The organism is Christiangramia sediminicola (genome assembly GCF_031344135.1).
Lineage (GTDB): Bacteria > Bacteroidota > Bacteroidia > Flavobacteriales > Flavobacteriaceae > Christiangramia > Christiangramia sediminicola.
The window spans coordinates 482,277-502,823 of sequence record NZ_JAVJIU010000004.1; the positions used below are offsets into that span (position 1 = coordinate 482,277).

The 20,547-nt window shown below is 38.2% G+C and carries 16 protein-coding genes; 7 read left to right on the forward strand and 9 right to left on the reverse strand.

Annotated elements, in window-relative coordinates:
- Positions 1-27: 27 nt before the first annotated feature.
- A complete protein-coding gene (locus tag RE431_RS12705) occupies positions 28-1,059 on the reverse strand; it encodes an endonuclease/exonuclease/phosphatase family protein (protein ID WP_309562362.1) in 1,032 nt (343 codons plus the stop codon).
- 186 nt (positions 1,060-1,245) lie between these two features.
- Here RE431_RS12705 and RE431_RS12710 point away from each other — a divergent pair, with 186 nt between their 5' ends.
- Together RE431_RS12710 and RE431_RS12715 are read left to right on the forward strand one after the other, a co-directional pair.
- Positions 1,246-4,017: a TonB-dependent receptor gene (locus tag RE431_RS12710; protein ID WP_309562363.1), complete on the forward strand. Its 2,772-nt coding sequence runs from the start codon at positions 1,246-1,248 to the stop codon at positions 4,015-4,017.
- A 13-nt stretch (positions 4,018-4,030) separates the two neighbouring features.
- Positions 4,031-5,407, forward strand: a complete 1,377-nt coding sequence (locus RE431_RS12715; protein WP_309562364.1) for a DUF5689 domain-containing protein — start codon at positions 4,031-4,033, stop codon at positions 5,405-5,407.
- 55 nt (positions 5,408-5,462) lie between these two features.
- Here RE431_RS12715 and mfd read toward each other — a convergent pair whose 3' ends face one another.
- On the reverse strand, positions 5,463-8,846 hold the full coding sequence (gene mfd / locus RE431_RS12720) for a transcription-repair coupling factor (RefSeq protein WP_309562365.1): 3,384 nt from the start codon (positions 8,844-8,846) through the stop codon (positions 5,463-5,465).
- A gap of 143 nt (positions 8,847-8,989) precedes the next feature.
- Between mfd and RE431_RS12725 the strand changes: the two genes are divergently transcribed.
- Positions 8,990-10,345, forward strand: coding sequence for a dihydrolipoyl dehydrogenase family protein (locus tag RE431_RS12725; RefSeq protein ID WP_309562366.1), 1,356 nt, complete (start codon positions 8,990-8,992; stop codon positions 10,343-10,345).
- On the opposite strand, the gene RE431_RS12730 is transcribed toward RE431_RS12725, so the two are convergent.
- The 6 genes from RE431_RS12730 to RE431_RS12755 form a co-directional block, all read right to left on the reverse strand.
- Complete coding sequence (locus tag RE431_RS12730) at positions 10,342-11,139, reverse strand: tryptophan-rich sensory protein (protein ID WP_309562367.1); 798 nt, start codon at positions 11,137-11,139, stop codon at positions 10,342-10,344. The two genes, RE431_RS12725 and RE431_RS12730, sit on opposite strands and share 4 nt — an antisense overlap.
- 15 nt (positions 11,140-11,154) lie before the next feature.
- Positions 11,155-11,790, reverse strand: a complete 636-nt coding sequence (gene pdeM / locus RE431_RS12735) for a ligase-associated DNA damage response endonuclease PdeM (protein WP_309562368.1) — start codon at positions 11,788-11,790, stop codon at positions 11,155-11,157.
- The gene (locus RE431_RS12740) at positions 11,791-12,945 is read right to left on the reverse strand and encodes a methionine aminotransferase (RefSeq protein WP_309562369.1); all 1,155 of its coding nucleotides are present in this window, start codon (positions 12,943-12,945) and stop codon (positions 11,791-11,793) included.
- 79 nt (positions 12,946-13,024) lie between these two features.
- The gene (locus RE431_RS12745) at positions 13,025-13,768 is read right to left on the reverse strand and encodes a succinate dehydrogenase/fumarate reductase iron-sulfur subunit (RefSeq protein ID WP_309562370.1); all 744 of its coding nucleotides are present in this window, start codon (positions 13,766-13,768) and stop codon (positions 13,025-13,027) included.
- Between the two features lie 59 nt (positions 13,769-13,827).
- Positions 13,828-15,831 (reverse strand): fumarate reductase/succinate dehydrogenase flavoprotein subunit, encoded by a 2,004-nt coding sequence (locus tag RE431_RS12750; RefSeq protein WP_309562371.1) that lies wholly within the window; start codon positions 15,829-15,831, stop codon positions 13,828-13,830.
- Positions 15,832-15,834: 3 nt separating this feature from the next.
- Positions 15,835-16,551, reverse strand: coding sequence for a succinate dehydrogenase cytochrome b subunit (locus tag RE431_RS12755; RefSeq protein ID WP_309562372.1), 717 nt, complete (start codon positions 16,549-16,551; stop codon positions 15,835-15,837).
- Positions 16,552-16,817: 266 nt separating this feature from the next.
- Here RE431_RS12755 and RE431_RS12760 point away from each other — a divergent pair, with 266 nt between their 5' ends.
- The 3 genes from RE431_RS12760 to RE431_RS12770 are packed head-to-tail and all read left to right on the forward strand — an operon-like array spanning position 16,818 to position 18,547.
- Positions 16,818-17,327, forward strand: coding sequence for a DinB family protein (locus tag RE431_RS12760; protein ID WP_309562373.1), 510 nt, complete (start codon positions 16,818-16,820; stop codon positions 17,325-17,327).
- A 15-nt stretch (positions 17,328-17,342) separates the two neighbouring features.
- Complete coding sequence (locus RE431_RS12765; RefSeq protein WP_309562374.1) at positions 17,343-18,260, forward strand: DnaJ C-terminal domain-containing protein; 918 nt, start codon at positions 17,343-17,345, stop codon at positions 18,258-18,260.
- Positions 18,257-18,547 carry a chaperone modulator CbpM gene (locus RE431_RS12770; protein ID WP_309562375.1) on the forward strand — a complete coding sequence of 97 codons (291 nt, stop codon included), beginning with the start codon at positions 18,257-18,259 and terminating at the stop codon, positions 18,545-18,547. The genes RE431_RS12765 and RE431_RS12770 overlap by 4 nt, the downstream gene beginning before the upstream one ends.
- A gap of 12 nt (positions 18,548-18,559) precedes the next feature.
- Here RE431_RS12770 and RE431_RS12775 read toward each other — a convergent pair whose 3' ends face one another.
- Positions 18,560-19,084, reverse strand: coding sequence for a GNAT family N-acetyltransferase (locus tag RE431_RS12775; RefSeq protein WP_309562376.1), 525 nt, complete (start codon positions 19,082-19,084; stop codon positions 18,560-18,562).
- 129 nt (positions 19,085-19,213) lie between these two features.
- Here RE431_RS12775 and RE431_RS12780 point away from each other — a divergent pair, with 129 nt between their 5' ends.
- Positions 19,214-20,506 (forward strand): aminopeptidase P N-terminal domain-containing protein, encoded by a 1,293-nt coding sequence (locus tag RE431_RS12780; protein ID WP_309562377.1) that lies wholly within the window; start codon positions 19,214-19,216, stop codon positions 20,504-20,506.
- Positions 20,507-20,547: the final 41 nt, after the last annotated feature.

A 20,547-nucleotide genomic window follows, 5' to 3' on the forward strand; every position in this document is an offset into this window, starting at 1 on the left:
AAAAGCCCGGTTCTAACCGGGCTTTTTTTATGGATTATTTGTAGTTCTTATCAAATAGATATAGACTGGAAAATGATCACTATAGCCGCCTTCGTAACCTGAATATCCATACGTTCTAGCCGGATAACCTTTAAACTGGCCAGCGTTTGTTATCAAATATGTCGCATTGAATATCCCGGCTTTATAGAACTGAAATCCGGAATCTTTATTAGATACCAGGTTTGCCGTCATAAATATCTGATCAAATAAATTCCACGAATCTCTGTAAGCAAGACTACCTTTCCCACTTTTTAGCATTTTCTCCATTGGATTGAATAGAGCTGAAGGCTCTAGCCCTTCTTTATTTTCCTTCGTATTTAAAATCTTTTTAAAACTTTTATTGGTTGGATCATCGTTGAAATCACCCATAGAAATTATTTTTGAATCGGGATTTAATCTTTGCAAGGAATCAATGATCCGCTTATTCAGAAAGGCTGCCTTTTCTCTTTTATAAGCACTTCGAGCTTCGCCACCGCCTCTTGACGGCCAGTGATTTACAATAAAATGAATTTCCTCTTTGTTCAATAGCCCGGTTACTACAAGCTGATCTCTGGTATAATCTCTTTTGGATGGATTGTCACTTTCATAAATAACTAATTTTCGAGCCTTTGAATCTAAAGGCTGAAAGAGTTCCCGCCGATATATAAGTGCAACGTCTACACCTCTTTCATCTGGAGAATCATGATGAAGAATACCGTATGAGTATTTACTTAAGTTAGGATGATTCACCAGATCTTCCAGCACATCTCTGTTTTCAACTTCACAAAGACCAATAACGGCAGGAAGACTTTTAGTGAGGTCAGCACCAATTTCGGAAATGACTTTACTAATATTAGCAATTTTTAGGTCATATTTCTCCGTATTCCAGACATCCTTACCGCTTTCAGTTCTATCATCATCAAAGGTTTCTGGATTATCTATAGTATCAAAAAGGTTTTCAACATTATAAAATGCGATCGTTTGAATTTGATAATCTCTCTTTTCTTGTGCTCTAGAGGTAAAAAAGAGTAAAAATACCATCAGAATAAGTAGGGATTTAATTAGGTGTTTGCAGTTATTTCTCAATTTTTTTAAAATTATTTTACTTTTTTAAAGTACTGAAAATAAGTTTATTATATATTTAACCGATAGAATAATTCAATTTTATTTTGGGGCGAATAAATGTACATAAAGGTTTTAAAGTTGTTTGCATTCATGCTGCTAGGCATGTCTGTAAATTCCCAGCAAATTACCTTAGAAGGTAAATTTGCAGATGCCTTTACCGAAGTGCCCTTACCACAGGTAAAAGTTTCAGTTGAAAGTGTTTTTAATGAAACCTATTCCAATTCGGATGGTGAGTTTGTATTGGATTTAACTGAGCAAGCTTCTGGTGAACTTATTTTGAGAATAGATAAGTCGGGATATATGCTCAAGCGAATCCCGATAAATTTCAATGTTGAGAGTATAAATCTTGAAATAATCTACCTGGAACCAGATCCGGCTTTTGAATTGGTTAATCAAAACACTATAAGTCTTTCAGACGCAGAGTTGCTTTCAGATGATACAGAATTTGATAACATTTCCGGTATCCTACAATCCTCCCGCGATGTATTCCTTAATACTGCTGCCTTCGATTTTAGTCAGACTTTTTTCCGTCCAAGAGGTCTTGGGTCAGAATATGGCAAAGTGCTTGTAAACGGCTTTGAAATGAATAAAATGTATGACGGCAGGCCGCAATGGGCTAACTGGGGTGGATTGAATGATGTTCAGAGAAATCAGGTCTTTTCCAACGGTATATCGTCTAATGATTTTCAATTTGGTGGATTAGGAGGAACTACCAACATGATCATGAGGGCATCTAAATATCAAAAGGGAGGCAGGGTTTCAATTTCAGGAGCTAATAGAAGTTATACGGGTAGGGTCATGGCGACCTATGCATCAGGGGAACGGAAAAATGGATGGTACTATGCACTATCATTAGGAAGAAGATTTGCTGAAGAGGCCTATATAGATGGAACTACCTATAGTTCAAATTCTTTCTTTATTGCTGCTGAAAAGAAACTGAATGAGGAACATGCAATAAGTTTTTCAGGTATTTATACTCCGAATATTCGTGGTAAATCGGCGGCTTTGACCAATGAAGTTCTTGAGTTGAAAGGCAAAACTTATAACCCATACTGGGGCTATCATGATGGAGAAATAAGAAATTCAAGAATAAGGGAAACAAAGGAACCTATTTTAATGTTGCATCATCACTGGAATCCATCAGATAATATAAAACTGGCTACTGGAATTTCCTGGCAATTTGGAGAGATCTCGAATTCCAGGATAGATTATGGTGGAACCAGCCTTAGTGATACGGATGGTCAATTTTCTTTCTCTGGCGGAGGCGCAAATCCTGACCCCTCTTATTACCAGAAATTACCATCTTACTTTCTAAGATTTCCAAATTCTCAAAATTTTGAATCTGCCTACCGGGCACAGAACGAAATTATTCAAAATGGTCAAATAGATTGGGCTTCTCTTTATTCCGCCAATTTGAATAATGCTGGCAACTCGATCTATGCACTCTCAGAAGACGTGAACAGCGATAATTCATTGCAGATTAATTCCAATCTAGATTGGGTTATAAATAGTCACCTTAGACTGAATTCGAACCTCAGAATTCAAAGATTAAGAAGTGGGAATTTCGGCAGAATAAAAGATCTACTAGGTGGCGAGCGCTTTCTTGATATAGATGTTTTTGTTCAGGATGAACCAGGTAATACAACTGGCTTGGCTGCCCAAAGTGATCTTCAGAATATTAATCGCGAGGTTTTTGAAGGTGAGAGGTATAAATATGATTATACGATAGATGCAGAAGAAATTGAACTTTTTAATCAACTGCAATGGTCGCTTAGAAAATTTGAATTCTTTCTTGCCGGAAATATTGAAGCTGTAAAATATCAACGTACAGGAAATTTTCAAAATGGAGTTTTTCCTGATAATTCATTAGGAAAAGGTGAAGAGGTGGATTTTTTGAATTTCGGAATTAAAAGCGGCCTCACATACAAGATTTCCGGAAGACAGAATATTGAATTTAATGCAGGTTTATTCACCAAGGCACCCGGATTCAGAAACACTTTCATCAATCCGCGACAGAATGAATTTTTAGTTGAAAATCCGGATAATGAGAAGATATTTTCTGGTGATCTGTCCTATAGATATCGAACTTCTTTTCTGAATGCCAGGATTACTGGGTTCTATACTGAAATAAGAAATATTTCAGAAGTGTCTTATTATTTCGCTGAAGGCTTATCTGGTTTAGAGCAGGAGAATACTGCAGCCTTTGTTCAGGAAGTTCTTACCGGTTTGAATAAGAAATATTATGGATTGGAATTTGGTGCCGAATCTCAGATCAATTCAACAATAAAACTGAAGGCTGCCCTGGCTTTTGGGGAGTATATCTATGCTAATAATCCAGAGTTGTCGTTATACTCGGCGACATTCGATCAAAATTTAAATTACGGAAACACTAATTTGAAAAATTATCATTTGTCTGGAGGTCCTCAAACTGCCGGCCAAATTGGATTTGAATATCGAGACCCCGATTTCTGGTGGTTTGCAATGAGTCTGAATTATTTTGCTAATGGTTTTGTAGATATAAACCCGCTTACTCGCACTGTGAATTTTCAGCAGGATTATGATGGTTTAGCCCTTTTAGATTATGATCCAGAAATCGCGAATCAAATGCTTAAACAGGAAAAGTTTGATGACTATTACCTGACCAATCTTGTGGGAGGTAAGTCGTGGCGAATAAAGGATAAATACCTCGGAACTTTTATAAGTATTAATAATCTTTTCGGAGTGTTTTACAAAAGTGGTGGTTACGAGCAGGCCAGAAATTCAAATTACCGGAGTTTAAAGGAAGATCGAGATCTGGATCTGCCGCTATTCTCGAATAAATACTGGTATGGCCAGGGAACTACATTTTTTGCTAATGTGTATTTAAAATTTTAAAAGCTGGATGATGATGAAAATGAGAATTTTGAGCCTGTTGATCTTATTGGTAAACTTTGGATGTGTAAAAACCGATGATTTTGAGCTTCCGACATTTGAAGAAACAGATGTGGAAATAGATGGCATTATTACCAATATAGCTTCAGTAAAAGGTAATTTCAATTTTGAAACTGAAGCGATCTATACTTTTAGAGAGACCGATACCTGGTTTGAAGCTTATGTTATTTCGAGCGATGCCAATGGAAATTTTTACAAAGAGATCATAGTCCAGGATAAACCTGAAGATCCGACTGCTGGCATTCAAATTTTACTGGATCATAACTCCTTGTTCGAAACCTATAACCTGGGGAGAAAAATTTACGTCAAACTAGATGGTTTAAGTTTGGGATACAATAACGGGTTATTGCAACTTGGAATTCAAAACAGGGGAGACGTGGTGGCAATTCCTAATTCACTCATAGACGATCATATAGTCAGGTCTGCTATTACTAGGGATATTACACCATTAGATATAAAAATTTCAGATTTGAATCCGGATCTTAAAAATCTTTTTGTCCGCCTGCAGGATGTACAATTCGATAGAAATTTAGTGAATGAAAATGAGCTTTTTTCGTTTGCTTCAAGTCCTGTAGATCAGTACGATGGTGAAAGGCAGCTGGAAGATTGCGAAACAGGAGAAACAATTCTGATGAGTACAAGTACTTTTTCCAATTTCAAAATGCTTCTGATTCCGCAAGGTTCGGGAAGTATTGAAGGGGTGCTAACAAGAGATTTCTACGACGAGCATTTTGTGATCGTAGTGAATTCACCAGACGCTCTTGATATGAATGATGAACGTTGTGATAAAGAGTATCTGAATTGTGGAACTCGATCAAGTGAAGGTCCTAACGTGATATTTGAGGAGAATTTTGAAGGAGTTACATCAAATTCAACTTTAAATTCCAGGGGTTGGACCAACCTCAACGTTAGCGGGGGAGAGAAAAAATTCACCCCAACCTTGTCTTCCGGAAATAGAATTCTTAGGATCTCAGCTTATAATACAGTAGAGAGTCCTTTAGAGGCCTGGCTGGTGACTCCACCTATAGACCTTAATGTATCTGAAATGGAAAGTTTAAGTTTTGATATTCTATCTTCCTATGATAAAGGCCTCATCCTTGAAGTTTTTATAACTACCGATTTTAATGGAAATCCTGAGGAAACAGAATGGATCGAACTGGATGCAAATATTCCTCTAGGTCCGTCGAGTTCTAATTCCACAATTTTTAAAAGATCGAACATCGATATTTCCTGTCTGGAAGGTAAAGTGTGGGTTGGTTTCAGGTATTTAGGCTCAGCTTATGATAAGACTACCACTTATGATCTTGATAATATCAGGGTTACCGGTAATTAAAAAAGCTCCTATTCTTAAATGAAAAGGAGCTTTCTAAAGAATTTGTTTAATTATTTTATTCTGCTTCTACAGGCTCTTCTTTTTTTCTGAAATCTAAGGGCTGTAATACTTTTAATGCTTTATCTACTGAAGTGATCCTGTCAAAAGTTAGTAGGAGTTTTAGTCCGCCACGGGTTTCCTTTTCTTTCATCGTACAGTTCTGCCTGTGCGTTTGCACATATTGTAGCACCTTGGTGAAATTATTGGTCTGGTAGAACCTTGATTTCTGATCGGCGATAAAGTAACCCACCATTTTGTTCTTTTTCATGACCACTCTTTCCAGGCCAATTTTCGCGGCGATCCATTTGATCCTTACAGAATTCAATAGGTCTACCGCCTGAGTTGGAAGTTCTCCAAACCTGTCTACTAATTCAGATTCAAATTTCTGAAGTTCTTCTTCAGTTTTGAGCTCGTTCAACTTGGTATATAAATTCAATCTTTCCGTGATATTATTGATATAATCATCAGGGAATAATAATTCAAAATCGGTATCAATCTGTGTATCTTTCACAAAATCCTTCTGCTCTACATCTTCAGTTTCAGCATACAGATCACGGAATTCATTTTCTTTAAGTTCTTCAATGGCTTCATTCAGGATCTTTTGATAGGTATCAAATCCAATATCGTTGATAAATCCACTTTGTTCGCCTCCAAGAAGATCACCGGCACCTCTGATCTCAAGATCTTTCATCGCTATATTGAAACCACTTCCCAGTTCTGAAAATTGTTCCAGCGCAGTGATTCGTTTTCTAGCATCTTCGGTCATTGCTGAATATGGCGGAGTGATAAAATAACAGAAAGCTTTTTTATTACTTCTTCCCACACGTCCGCGCATCTGGTGAAGATCTGATAATCCGAAATTGTTGGCGTTGTTAATGAATATCGTGTTTGCTTCAGAAACATCAAGTCCGCTTTCCACAATGGTAGTTGAAACCAGAACGTCAAACTCACCATTGATAAAGCTCAACATCAGTTTTTCCAGTTTCTTACCTTCCATCTGGCCATGGCCTACACCAATTTTCGCATCGGGAACCAGTCTCTGGATCATCCCGGCAACTTCTTTAATATTTTCTACCCGGTTATGAATGAAAAATACCTGACCACCACGCTGAATTTCATATGACACCGCATCACGAATAGTCTCTTCAGAAAAGCGTATCACATGGCTCTCTATCGGGTATCGATTTGGTGGAGGAGTGGTAATGGTTGACAGATCCCTCGCCGCCATCAAACTGAATTGGAGCGTTCTTGGGATTGGCGTCGCCGTTAGTGTTAGCGTATCAACATTCTCCTTGATTGTTTTTAATTTGTCTTTAACGGCTACACCGAATTTCTGTTCCTCATCAACGATAAGCAATCCAAGATCCTTGAATTTTACTGCTTTACTCACCAATTGATGAGTTCCAATGATAATATCAACTTTACCGTCTTCAAGATCGGCCAGCGTTTGTTTTCTTTCTTTTGCTGTTCTAAAGCGATTCAGGTAATCTATTCTTACCGGGAAATCTTTCAATCTTTCAGAAAAAGTCTGGTGGTGCTGAAAGGCAAGAATGGTTGTTGGAACCAGTATGGCCACCTGCTTATTATTATCAACCGCTTTAAAGGCAGCTCTAATGGCAATTTCAGTTTTTCCAAAACCAACATCTCCGCAAACCAGGCGATCCATTGGTCGTTCATTTTCCATATCTGCCTTAACCGCGGCGGTTGCTGAACTCTGGTCTGGTGTATCTTCATACATAAATGAGGCTTCAAGCTCATGTTGCAAGTAAGAATCGGGGTCATATTTAAAGCCCTTTTCCATACGTCGCTTCGCATATAACTTGATAAGGTCATAAGCGATATGTTTAACCCTTGCCTTCGTCTTTTTCTTTAAGTTCTTCCAGGCGTTGCTTCCAAGTTTATAGATCTTAGGTGGCTTACCATCTTTCCCGTTAAATTTTGAGATCTTATGAAGCGAGTGAATACTCAAATAAAGAATATCGCGTTCGCCATAAATAAGCTTGATCGCTTCCTGCTTTTTTCCTTCAACGTCTATCTTCTGAAGTCCGCCAAATTTTCCAATCCCGTGATCTATGTGAGTTACGTAATCACCAACTTCAAGATTGGTCAGCTCTTTTAAGGTGATCGCCTGCTTTTTAGCGTAACCGTTCTTTAAATTGAATTTATGATATCGTTCAAAAATCTGGTGGTCTGTATAGCAAACCGTTTTAGAATCTTCATCGATAAAACCCTGGAACATTGAAAAAACAGGAGTCTGATATTTCACCTCTTTCTCCTGGTCCTCGAAAATGTCATGGAATCGTTTTGCCTGCTGTTCGCTAACACAGCAAATAAAATTGGTATAGCCATTTTCCTGATTTTCGATCAGGTTTTCAATCAATAATTCGAACTGTTTATTGAAAGAAGGCTGAGGTTTGGTATTATAAACAATACTTTTTTCAGTTTTCAGAAATGCTTGTGTGCTTAGTTCTACTGAAGAATATTCCAGTAATTGTTTTTTGATCAGCTGGCCGTCGCAAAACAATTCTGAAGGCGCACTATGCTTAACATCTTCTGAAAGTTGGTTAAAAGCTTCTTCTGCCTTTTTATAAAGCTTATCTGCCTGTGCAGAAAGAAGATCGAGGTTTTTTATAAAAACGATGGTCTTAGCCGAAATATATTTCAAAAAGCTCTCTCTTACTTCGTCCAGATGCTTGTTTTCCACATTCGGCATCACAGAGATCTTTTTCTTTTTGTCTGTAGAAAGCTGGGTTTCCACATCAAAAGTTCTGATACTGTCTATTTCATCACCAAAGAACTCAATCCTGTATGGTTCATCATGGCTGAAAGAAAAAACATCAATAATTCCACCACGTACCGAAAACTCTCCGGGTTCCGTAACAAAATCTACTCTTTTAAACTGATATTCAAAAAGAACTTCGTTCACAAAGTCTATGGAAAGCTCATCACCAACGGCAATTTTCAGGGTGCTTTTGTCCAGCTCTTTTCGAGTCACTACTTTTTCAAAAAGCGCATCGGGATAAGTAACGATAATAGCCGGCTTTTTTCTGGAATTGATCCTGTTTAAAACCTCGGCTCTTAAAAGTACATTCGCATTATCGGTTTCTTCGATCTGGTATGGCCTGCGGTAACTTCCAGGGTAAAAAAGGACGTTCTTCTCTCCAACCAGTTGTTCCAGGTCATTCAAGTAATATGCCGCTTCTTCTTTATCATTGAAAATCAAGAGAAAAGGATTTTCTGAATCTTTAAAGGCATCGGCAACAACGAAAGATAAAGCCGATCCAACCAGACCTTTTAAATGAATATTCGACAATTTTTTTTCGGAAGAGGCAATAGCATTTCGCAGTTCCTGCTGTTGCGGGGACTGTGAAAATTTCTGGGCGATAAGACTTGTACTCATTACGGCAAATATAATTTCATACAAATTGCCTTACAACCAGTTAATTGATTTTTAACGATTAAATAGCATTTAAAATATTTACCATTTTTCTAACGCAAAATGGCTCGAAACTTATCTATTTTCACTCAAAATGATGAATTGTTATGGGATTTGAAGAATTTGATGTATTCGTGATCGGAACCGGAACTGCCGGGAAGAGTGTCGCAAAAGAATGTGTTGCTGAGGGTTTGAGCGTTGCGATCGCCGATAATCGAGAATTTGGAGGAACCTGTGCAAATCGCGGTTGTGATCCAAAAAAGGTTCTGGTTGGTCTTACTGAAATTCTGGATAGAGCTGAAAAAATGAAAGGTCATGGCATTACTAAAATGCCTGAATTCAGCTGGAAAGATCTCATGGAATTCAAAAAAACCTTTACCAGCGCTGTTCCGGCAGCGACGGAAAAAGATCTGGAAGAACTCGGTATAAAAATGTATCATCAGTCACCAAAATTTCTTGATGAGAACAGGCTTTCTGTAGAAGGAAAAACGGTGAGTGCGAAAAAGATCATCATTGCCACAGGGAATAAAGCATTTGAATTGCCAATTCCGGGTAGAGAACATCCTATAATCAGCGACGATTTTCTGGAACTGGAAGAATTGCCTGAAAGTATCATTTTTATCGGAGCCGGTTATATCGGGATGGAATTTGCTCATATCGCTGCAAGATGTGGAGTTGATGTTACCGTGATCGATGGTGAATCCAGACCCCTAAGTAATTTTGATGCGGATATGGTGGAATATTTACAAAAGGCTTCCGAAGAGATAGGGATCAAATTTGTATTTGATGCTGAAGTTACTGAAGTTGAGAAGCTTCAAACAAATTTCCGTGTAAAAGCAGATCAAAAAGGGAAGAAGATAGAATTGAAGGCTAAACTGATAGTGAACGCGGCAGGCAGAGTGCCTTCTATCGATGAGCTTGATCTTGAAAAAGGGAATGTAGCATTTACAAATAAAGGAATCAGCGTAAATGAACATTTGCAAAGTACTACCAATAAAAATGTTTACGCTTGCGGTGATGTTTCAGCCAGTGAAGGTTTGCCCTTAACTCCTTTGTCTTCCCAGGAAGCAAGGATTGTCGCTGGAAATATTTTGGATAAAAACCGTGAAAAAGCGGTGGATTACCCGCCACAGCCTTCTGTTGTTTTTACCCTTCCAAATGTTGCTTCAGTTGGTCTTAATGAAAAACAGGCCAGGGAAAAAGGTTATGATTTCGTGGTAGAAAAGAAACTTGTTCCAAAATGGTTTAATGCAAAGCGAATTAATGAAGATTATTACGGCTATAAAACTCTTGTCGATAAAGAAACTGGACTCGTACTTGGCGCCCATCTCGTAGGTCCCGACGCCGGCGAAATGATAAATATGTTCGTCATGGCGATGTGCGGGAAATTAACTTGTGAAACCCTGAAGGGAATGATCTTTTCTTACCCAAGTTGGGGAAGTGATATCAAGGCCATGGTTTAAGGTTTTTCACCATGAAATAGACGATATACAGGATTGGTCTTTCTATTTTTGTATCCGTGATAGCTTATATTCAGTAATAAAAGAATAGCTCCTGCTATGGCCGTATAAGCTATGAGATTTTCATTCTCTATATGTCTTACAAAAATCGCTATTAGTGCCCAAACTCCTACTGCGGCAAACTCTCTCATATTTCTAAGGTAGATCATTAATAGGTTGATGATAACAGCTACACAAATCATGATCATGGTCCATTCAATTTCTGAAAATATCGCTCCGTCCCAACCTATCTCTATAAGCCACGCCGCCATATTTGCGATACTCGCTACCGCGATCCATCCTGAAAATAGGCAAATTGGCCACCAGTAAAATGCAATGACTTTTAACGGTGCATCCCAGATTTCCATATCATTGTTAATTATCAGTTTTAAAAGCTTCGCCATGATAAGAAACATAATAACTACAGACATTCCTGTGAATTCATACAACCAGGCAACGATCCAAAGTCCAGTGCCAATATTCGCTACAATGAACCAGATGGATGTATTTTTAATGAAGCTAGTATATTTCCCGTCTGTATATGCCTGGTAAACCATAAAAATGGAAGAGGCCAGAAGACTGAAATAAATTAAACCCCAGATGGAAAAAGCATAATCTGCCGGAGTAAAAAGATTAGAATATTTATCGCTTATTTCGCCAATTGTGGTGTTGTTAATTCTTCCAGTCTGCGCATAAAAATTCAATGCAATATTCAGCAGTACTGAAAGGAAATTTAGAACGGCTAATTTTTTGATCATTTGGGTAAGTGTAGGTTAATTGATTTGGATCACTTCTTTGCCAGTGATGGCAAAAACACGATCCCCGTCTTCGGGTTGCATAAAATAATTTCCGGTAAATTCTCCAAAAGCCGGCAGAATCATCTGGTCCTGACTTTTAAAGAAACAAGATAGCTTTAATAATTGTCTTCCATGTCCTCTCATTTTGAATCCGGGGTGGATATGGCCACACAGGTTAAAATGGCCTTCCAGGATTTCTGGATGATGGCTTAAATGAAAACCATCAACTTTCACATCAGAAAAGATCTTTATACCAAGCGCTTCATATTTTAAAGGTGAAATGATATCATGATTTCCAGCAATAAGATAAACCTGGTTATCAATGCTGTTCACCCATTCTTCAAATATATTCCATTCAATATTTAGGGAGCTATGGAAAAGGTCTCCTAAAAAGACAATGTGTTCTGGATCAAAATCTTTTCTAAGCTGGTCTAGTTTTCTAAAGTTTTCGGCAATGGCATTTACGGGAACAGCACTGCCATGTTTTCTAAAGTGAGAAACCTTACCAAGATGTACATCGGCAACAAGAAGAACTTCCTGTTCCGGCCAGTAAGCGGCTCCGAAAGGATGTAATACAAAATCCTGGTCACGGATCTTAATATTTAAGTTCATCTATAATTTACAAAGTATTTCCGCTGCCATTTCCAGTGTATCATCGGTTTTTGCAAAACAGAATCTCAACTGGCTGTTATCCTTTTCGTTAATATTGAAAACTGAAACTGGAATTGAGGCGATTCCGTATTCTTTCACTAGTCTCTCGGCGAAATTTACATCATTTTCATCGGTTATTCCAGAAAAATTTAAAAGTTGGTAGTAGGTGCCTTTAGATGCGGTGTATGTAAATTTTGAATCTTTTATCAGATTCAGAAAAAGGTCTCTTTTGGTCTGATAAAATTTAGAGAGTTTCAGGTAATTATCGGCATTCTTTAAATATTCAGCATAAGCTCGCTGCATGGGATGATTTACTGAAAAAACAGTGACTTCGTGAATTTTCCTGATCTCTTTCATCAGTTTTTCAGGCGCTACGCAATACCCTGTTTTCCAGCCTGTGTTATGAAAAGTCTTACCAAAGGAGGCGCATACAATGGCTCTTTCAGATAATTCAGAAAATTTTGAGGCACTTTGATGCTGCTCCTTATCGAAAATAAGATGTTCGTATACCTCATCACTCAGTAAGATTACATTAGTATCTGAAAGAATTTCCTGTAACTGCAGCATATCTTTCTCTGAAAGGATAGTTCCTGTTGGGTTATGTGGAGTATTAATGATGATCATTCTCGTTTTTGAAGAGATCGCCGATCTTACTTCATCCCAGTCTACCGTATAATTTTCTCCCTTAAGTTGAATTTGTATTGGAATACCACCGCTAAGTTTGATAGTTGGTTCATAAGTATCATAAGCGGGTTTAAGAACGATCACTTCATCGCCTTTATTCACAAATGCGGTAATAGCGGTGTATAGTGCTTCAGTTGCCCCTGAAGTAACTGTTATTTCTGTATTTGCATCATAGGATTTACCATATAATAATTTGATCTTGGAGACGATCTGTTCTCTTAATTCATGAACCCCCGAATCTGGAGGATATTGGTTGAAACCATTGTTCATGGCTTCCGTAACCAGATCTTTCAATTTCTGATCTGTCTCAAAATTCGGAAATCCCTGAGACAGATTAATCGCATTATGATCATTGGCCATTTTGCTCATAACTGAGAAAATGCTGGTTTTGGTTCCGGGTAATTTTGAGATTATTTCAGAGATAGCTGGCATTCGTCAATTTTTAAATAAAATGCATAAAAAAACCCGGACTACAAAGTCCGGGCTCATCTATATCGAATTAGTAAGCTGCTTACTTAACGCTAGCTTTCAAATATTCTCTATTCATTCTTGCGATGTTCTCCAATGAAATTCCTTTTGGACACTCTATCTCGCAAGCTCCGGTGTTGGTACAATTACCAAAACCTTCTTTGTCCATCTGTTCAACCATTTGAAGTACTCTGCGATCTGCTTCAACTTCACCTTGCGGAAGAAGTGCGAACTGACTCACTTTTGCTGAGGTAAATAGCATTGCACTTGCATTTTTACATGCTGCAACACAAGCTCCGCAACCAATACAGGTCGCTGCGTAGAAAGACATATCTGCATTTTCCTTTTCAACAGGAATAGAATTCGCATCCTGAGTATTTCCAGAAGTGTTTACAGAAATATATCCACCAGCCTGCTGGATTCTATCAAATGCGCTACGGTCTACCACAAGATCCTTGATCACAGGAAATGCTTTAGCCCTAAAAGGTTCAATAACGATAGTATCACCATCTTTGAATCTTCTCATGTGTAACTGGCAGGTAGTAACGCCACGATCTGGACCATGAGGTTCTCCATTGATCTGTAAGTTACAGGATCCACAAATTCCCTCACGACAATCGTGATCAAAAGCTACAGGTTCATCTCCTTTTTCGATAAGCTGTTCGTTAAGAACATCCATCATTTCAAGAAAAGACATATCAGTAGAAATGTCTGAAACCTGATAGGTTACCATTTTTCCTTTTGTATCGGCGTTTTTCTGACGCCATATTTTTAGTGTAAGGTTCATACTTTAAGTATTGAGTATTTAGAAATGAGATCTGATATAAAGAATCTCATATCTCAAATCTATTTATAGCTCCTTGTTTTCACTTGGATATTTTCGTAATCTAAATCTTCTTTATGAAGAATAGCATCTGCCGGATTACCTGTGTATTCCCACGCTGCTACATACATAAAGTTCTCGTCATCACGAAGGGCTTCCCCTTCTTCAGTCTGGTATTCTTCTCTAAAGTGACCACCGCAAGATTCGTTTCTATGTAGTGCATCTTTAGCGAACAATTCACCTAGTTCTAGGAAATCTGCCACACGACCAGCTTTTTCAAGCTCTGCGTTCATTTCCATTGCTCCTCCTGGAACTCTAACATCCTTCCAAAATTCTTCACGAAGTTCTTTGATCTCTGTGATCGCTTCCTGAAGACCCTCAGCGTTTCTTGCCATTCCCACCTTGTTCCACATAATCTTTCCTAAGATTTTATGGAAGTGGTCTACAGATTTAGTTCCCTTAGTATTGATCAGCTTCTCAAGTCTTTCACGAACTTCAGTTTCGGCTGCATCAAATTCTGGAGAATCTGTAGGGATTGCTCCGGTTCTAATATCGTTAGATAAATAATTTCCTATAGTATAAGGTAAAACAAAGTATCCATCAGCAAGTCCTTGCATTAGAGCAGAAGCTCCAAGCCTGTTTGCTCCGTGGTCTGAGAAATTCGCTTCTCCGATCGCGTAACATCCAGGAATAGTTGTTTGCAGGTTATAATCAACCCAAACACCTCCCATGGTATAGTGTACCGCAGGATAGATCATCATTGGAGTTTCATATGGATTCTGGTCTACAATCTTTTCATACATCTGGAAAAGGTTACCATATTTGGCTTCTACAACTTCTTTTCCAAGCTCCTTAATTTTAGTATCTGAAGGATTGCTTATCTTTTTGGTAGTCGCAGCTTCTTTACCATATCTCATGATCGCTGAACTAAAGTCAAGATAAACTGCTTCTCCAGTTTTATTTACACCAAATCCGGCATCACAACGCTCTTTTGCTGCTCTGGAAGCAACATCACGAGGTACAAGGTTACCAAATGCTGGATATCTTCTTTCTAAGTAGTAATCTCTTTCTTCTTCTGAAAGCTCGGTCGGTTTTTTCTTTCCGGCTCTAATCGCTTCAGCATCTTCTTTTTTCTTCGGAACCCATATTCTACCATCATTACGTAAGGATTCAGACATCAACGTCAGTTTAGACTGGTGATCTCCAGAAACAGGAATACATGTCGGGTGAATTTGAGTGAAGCAAGGGTTTGCAAAATATGCTCCCTTTTTATGAATTTTCCAGCTGGCAGTTACGTTACTTCCCATGGCGTTGGTTGATAGGAAAAATACGTTTCCGTATCCTCCTGAAGCTACAACGACCGCGTGAGCTGAATGTCTTTCTAATTCTCCGGTTACCAGGTTTCTCGCAATAATTCCACGAGCCTTTCCGTCAACCTTAACAATATCAAGCATTTCATGCCTGTTGTAAGATTTGATCTTACCACGGTTTATCTGGCGGTTCATTGCTGAATAAGCTCCAAGCAATAACTGCTGTCCTGTTTGCCCTTTAGCGTAGAATGTTCTTGATACAAGAACTCCACCGAAGGAACGGTTGTCCAGAAGACCACCATATTCACGAGCAAAAGGAACTCCCTGAGCAACGCACTGGTCAATAATATTACCAGAAACTTCAGCAAGCCTGTAGACGTTGGATTCTCTAGAACGATAATCACCACCTTTTACAGTATCATAAAAAAGACGATAAATAGAATCACCGTCTCCCTGGTAGTTCTTTGCTGCGTTAATTCCTCCCTGGGCTGCAATCGAGTGAGCTCTACGTGGAGAATCCTGGTAGCAAAATGTTTTTACGTTATAGCCAAGTTCAGCAAGGGTTGCAGCGGCACTACCACCAGCAAGTCCTGTTCCTACCACGATAACATCAATGTTACGTTTGTTTGCAGGGTTAACAAGGTCTATAGAGTTTTTATGTTTGGTCCACTTTTCTGCCAATGGGCCTTTAGGTGCATTAGATTCAAATATTCCCATAGCTTAAATTTTTTCTAGTACAAAGTGAATATAAAAAGGTATCACAGCGAATGCCAATGGTACTAAGACCGCAAAGGCTAATCCTAACTTTTTGATAAACCCGTTGTATTTTGGATGATTAACACCAAGTGACTGAAATCCGCTTGAAAAACCGTGAGACAGGTGAAATGCAATGGCAACCATCGACAATCCGTAAGCTATTGCCCAGATCAAGCCGTATTGCGCATCCTGAAAGGTTTTAATGGTTAATGTATAGAGGTCTTTTACCTTTTCCCCATTAGCTGTTGTGTAGAAAGTGTCGTCTAATCCTCCAAATTTCATTTCGGCCCAGAACATGCTCATATGAACAATGATAAAGGCTAGAATGATGGTTCCAAGAATACCCATGTTTCTTGAAGACCACATAGAATTTGTTGAAGGTTTAAAACTTACGTAGCCCTGAGGTCGTGCCTTGCGATTACGAATGGTTAGCATTAAACCGTCAATTGCATGGAAGATGATACTTAAGTAAGTAAGATAAGATAATACCTTAACGGCTGGATTAGTAGTCATGAATAATGCATATTCATTAAACTGATCTTTAGCCGCTTCACTAACAGGCTGTAATAATTGTAAATTTCCGAGAAGGTGACCTACTAAAAACAGGCACAGAAAAAGGCCTGTGAAAGCCATCCAGTATTTTTTCGCCAATGATGACTTTAAAAGCGCAGATTTCGCCATAAATGTTTTGAATTATTTAGATAAAGTGGAGCAAAAATAAGCTTCCTGCTAATTTTTAACAAACTTTGGACACCTTTTTAGGGTCTATTTAGAACTAATTTAAAGTAGTTTATAATTTGTTGAAGCTTTGAGTCAGAGAGCCTTGCATATTAGGTGATTAAACGATTCTTAAAGTTTTTTCATTCGTTCAAAAATTTTGTTTTGGCAAAAACTTAACTGCGGCGAAAAGGCAATTTTTGTAATTTCCAATTTCATCTATCCCTGCAATGAAAAATAGAACAAAAGAAATTATCCGGTCTCTGTCTGAGATCTTCGAAGGAGAACCATGGTATGGAGATTCCGTAATGCGCAAATTGGAGAACGTTCCTTATGTGATTGGATATAAAACCTGTATTCCAGAATCTCATAGCGTGGCCCAGATCGTTGGACATTTGATCTCGTGGAAGCTATACGCGGTTGAAAAACTGAAGGGGAACGATGCGTATAATATTAAAATAGATTCTCCTGATGATTGGCCAAAGATCGAGGTTCATTCCCAGGAAGAATGGGAAGATTTAAAGCGCAGGCTTGTTGCTGCTCAAAGTAAGATATATGAGTTGTTGAATGAAAAAAAAGATGATTCTTACCTGGAAGAAAAGGTGAGCGGAAAAGATTATCATTTCGGGTATCTTCTTAACGGGATTATTCAGCATGATATCTATCATATTGGTCAGATTGGCTTAATTGAAAGTCAGCTTAAAAAGAAAGAAGTAGACTCTGGTGTTTTTAAGGCTTAGAAACAGATTGTTTAAATGGATTTTATAGATTATTACAAATTACTGGAACTTGATAAGTCGGCGTCTCAGGCCGATATCAAAAAAGCTTATCGAAAGCTGGCTAGGAAATATCATCCAGATCTCAATCCAAATGATAAGGATGCGCAGGCTAAATTTCAGCAGATCAATGAAGCTCATGAAGTTTTAAGCGATCCTGAAAAGCGTAAAAAATACGACGAATACGGTAAGGACTGGAAACATGCCGATCAATTTGAGGAGGCCAGAAAACAACAGGCATCTTCAGGCGGATTTGGAGCAGGCTTTGGTGGCGGTCAGTCACATTCTTATTCCGGTAATTTTGACGATGACACCTTTTCAGATTTCTTTGAGCAGATGTTCGGAGGCAGGGCAAGGGCAGAAGGCGCCCACCGTGGAAGGCATTTTAAAGGACAGGATTTTAACGCCGAACTTCAGCTACGTTTAAGTGATATTTATCAAAGTCAGAAGCAAACACTTACCGTAAATGGTAAAAATATACGCTTAACCATTCCGGCTGGCGTAGAGAACGGGCAGACGATCAAGATCAAGGGTCATGGTGGGCCGGGTGTTCAGGGTGGTCCTAAAGGTGATCTATTCATTACTTTCAATATTATTAATGATACTTCCTTCAAACGTGAAAAGGAAAACCTATATGCAGACAAGGAAATTAGTTTAACTACTGCAGCACTTGGAGGGGAGATCGAGGTGAATACTTTTAATGGGAAAGTTAAACTGAAGGTGAAACCCGGAACTCAGAATGATTCCAAAGTGAAATTAAAAGGGAAAGGATTTCCTAAGTATAAAAAAGCAGATCAATTTGGGGATCTCTTTATCACTTACAAAGTGAAAATTCCGGAGAATTTATCTGAAAAGCAAAAAGAGTTATTTCAGGAACTTAAAAAAACAGGATTATGAGAAATGAAGATCTAATTCCTGCAGAAGAGATTTGTATTCGCTATAAAGTGGAACGAAAGTTTGTAAGCTCGCTAAATGAAAGTGGCATTATTGAGATCGTGCGTATCGAAGAAACCGAATACGTTCATTGTGATCATCTGGCAGAACTTGAAAAAATGATGCGATTACATCATGAGTTGGATATTAATCTGGAAGGTCTGGAAGCGATCAACCATTTACTTGGGCAGATCAAGCAATTACAGAGAGATAATATCCGACTTAAAAACAGGCTTGGCCTTTACGAATAACTCTCAATTAGGTTAAAACTTCAGATGATAGAACATTAGCTCATTCGGGTCATTGGGAATCATGATCTTTTCCTGGAATTCGAAGCCTAGTTTTTCCAAAAGATTTCTGGATCCTTTATTTTCTTCTAGCGTGATCGCGCTAATTTCCTTTAAGCCGAATTCTTCTCTGGCTGCATTCTTCAATTCATTCGCTGCTTCATAAGCATATCCTTTTTTCTCAAATTCCGGCAGGAACGCGAAACCTATATCTACATCATCCAAACCTTCACGGTCATATAAACCACAGGTTCCTATCTTTTTTAGATCAGATTTTCTGATTACCGTATTGTTTGAAAAACCCAGCTTTTTTAACTGGGTGTGCATTTTGGAAGAAATATAGTTTTCGGCATCCTCAACACTTCTAATATTTCGGTCTCCAATAAATTGAATCCATTTTGGCGAATTAAGCAACTCATAAATGAATTCACCATCTTCAAGAGATGTTGGTCTTATAATAAGCCTTTCAGTTTCAAATGATTTATAACGATCTACTTGCATTAATGAAAATTAAAGAAGGAATCTATAGTCTAATTTAGCAAAACCCGGCTTCACCTGAAATTTTAAAAGGCTTTTATAGCTTTTGCGTTTATTTCCTTTTAATTTTGAAAAAATTGAAAAGATTTATTTATGAAATACGATAGAATAGATTCGAAACTTTTTATAAAGAACCGCAAAAACTTCATGGAGAAGATGAAGCCGAAAAGTTTAGCGGTTTTTAATTCTAATGATATATACCCGATTGGTGCAGACAGCACGATGCCATTTCAGCAAAACAGAGATATTTTTTATCTGAGTGGAGTAGATCAGGATGAAAGTATTTTGGTTTTGTTTCCAGATGCACCTGAAGAAAAGCATCGTGAGATCCTTTTTCTAACTGAAACAAATGAGCATATCGCAGTTTGGGAAGGAGCAAAACTTACCAAAGAAGACGCATTTGAGGTTAGCGGTGTTAAGACCGTTTACTGGATGAAAGATTTTCAAAAGGTCTTTTTTGAAGTGATGACGCAGTGTGAAACGGTTTACCTGAACACAAATGAGCATTATAGAGCAAATCATCAAACTGAAACTAGAGATGATCGCTTTATTAAGTGGTGTAAAGATAAATACCCAGCTCACCAGGTGGCAAAAGCGAATCCAATTTTACAGAGATTGCGTTCAGTAAAAGATCCTATTGAATTAGATCTAATGCAGAAAGCCTGTGATATCACCGAAAAGGCTTTCAGAAGAACTTTGAAATTCGTGAAGCCGGGTGTTTGGGAATATGAGATTGAAGCAGAATATTATCACGAGATGATTAGAAACCGTTCTAAAGGTTTCGCTTATACACCAATTATTGCCAGCGGTAACAATGCAAATGTTTTGCATTATGTAGAAAACAGGCATCAGTGTAAAGATGGAGATCTTATTCTTTTGGATACTGGAGCTGAATATGCTAATTACTCTAGTGACCTGAGTAGAACGATACCGGTTTCGGGTAGATATAACGGCAGGCAGAAGCAGGTTTATAATGCCGTTAATAAGGTGAAAAAGGAAGCTACGAAAATGCTTGTTCCTGGGACTATGTGGAAAGAATACCATGTGGAAGTTGGAAAAATGATGACTTCAGAATTACTTGATCTTGGTCTTTTAGATAAAGCAGATGTTCAGAATGAAGATCCAGACTGGCCAGCTTACAAAAAGTATTTCATGCATGGGACTTCTCACCATATTGGTCTTGACACCCATGATTATGGAATTCTAACCGAACCTATGCAGGCAAATCAGGTGTTTACTGTAGAGCCTGGAATCTATCTTCCAGATGAAGGATTCGGAATTAGATTGGAAGATGATGTAGTGATCCAGGAGAAAGGCGAGCCATTCAACCTGATGAGAAATATTCCTATTGAAATTGAAGAGATAGAAGATATCATGAATTCTTAAAAACTAAGATCCTTAAGGATTATTTAAAGTTTAAAATTTGC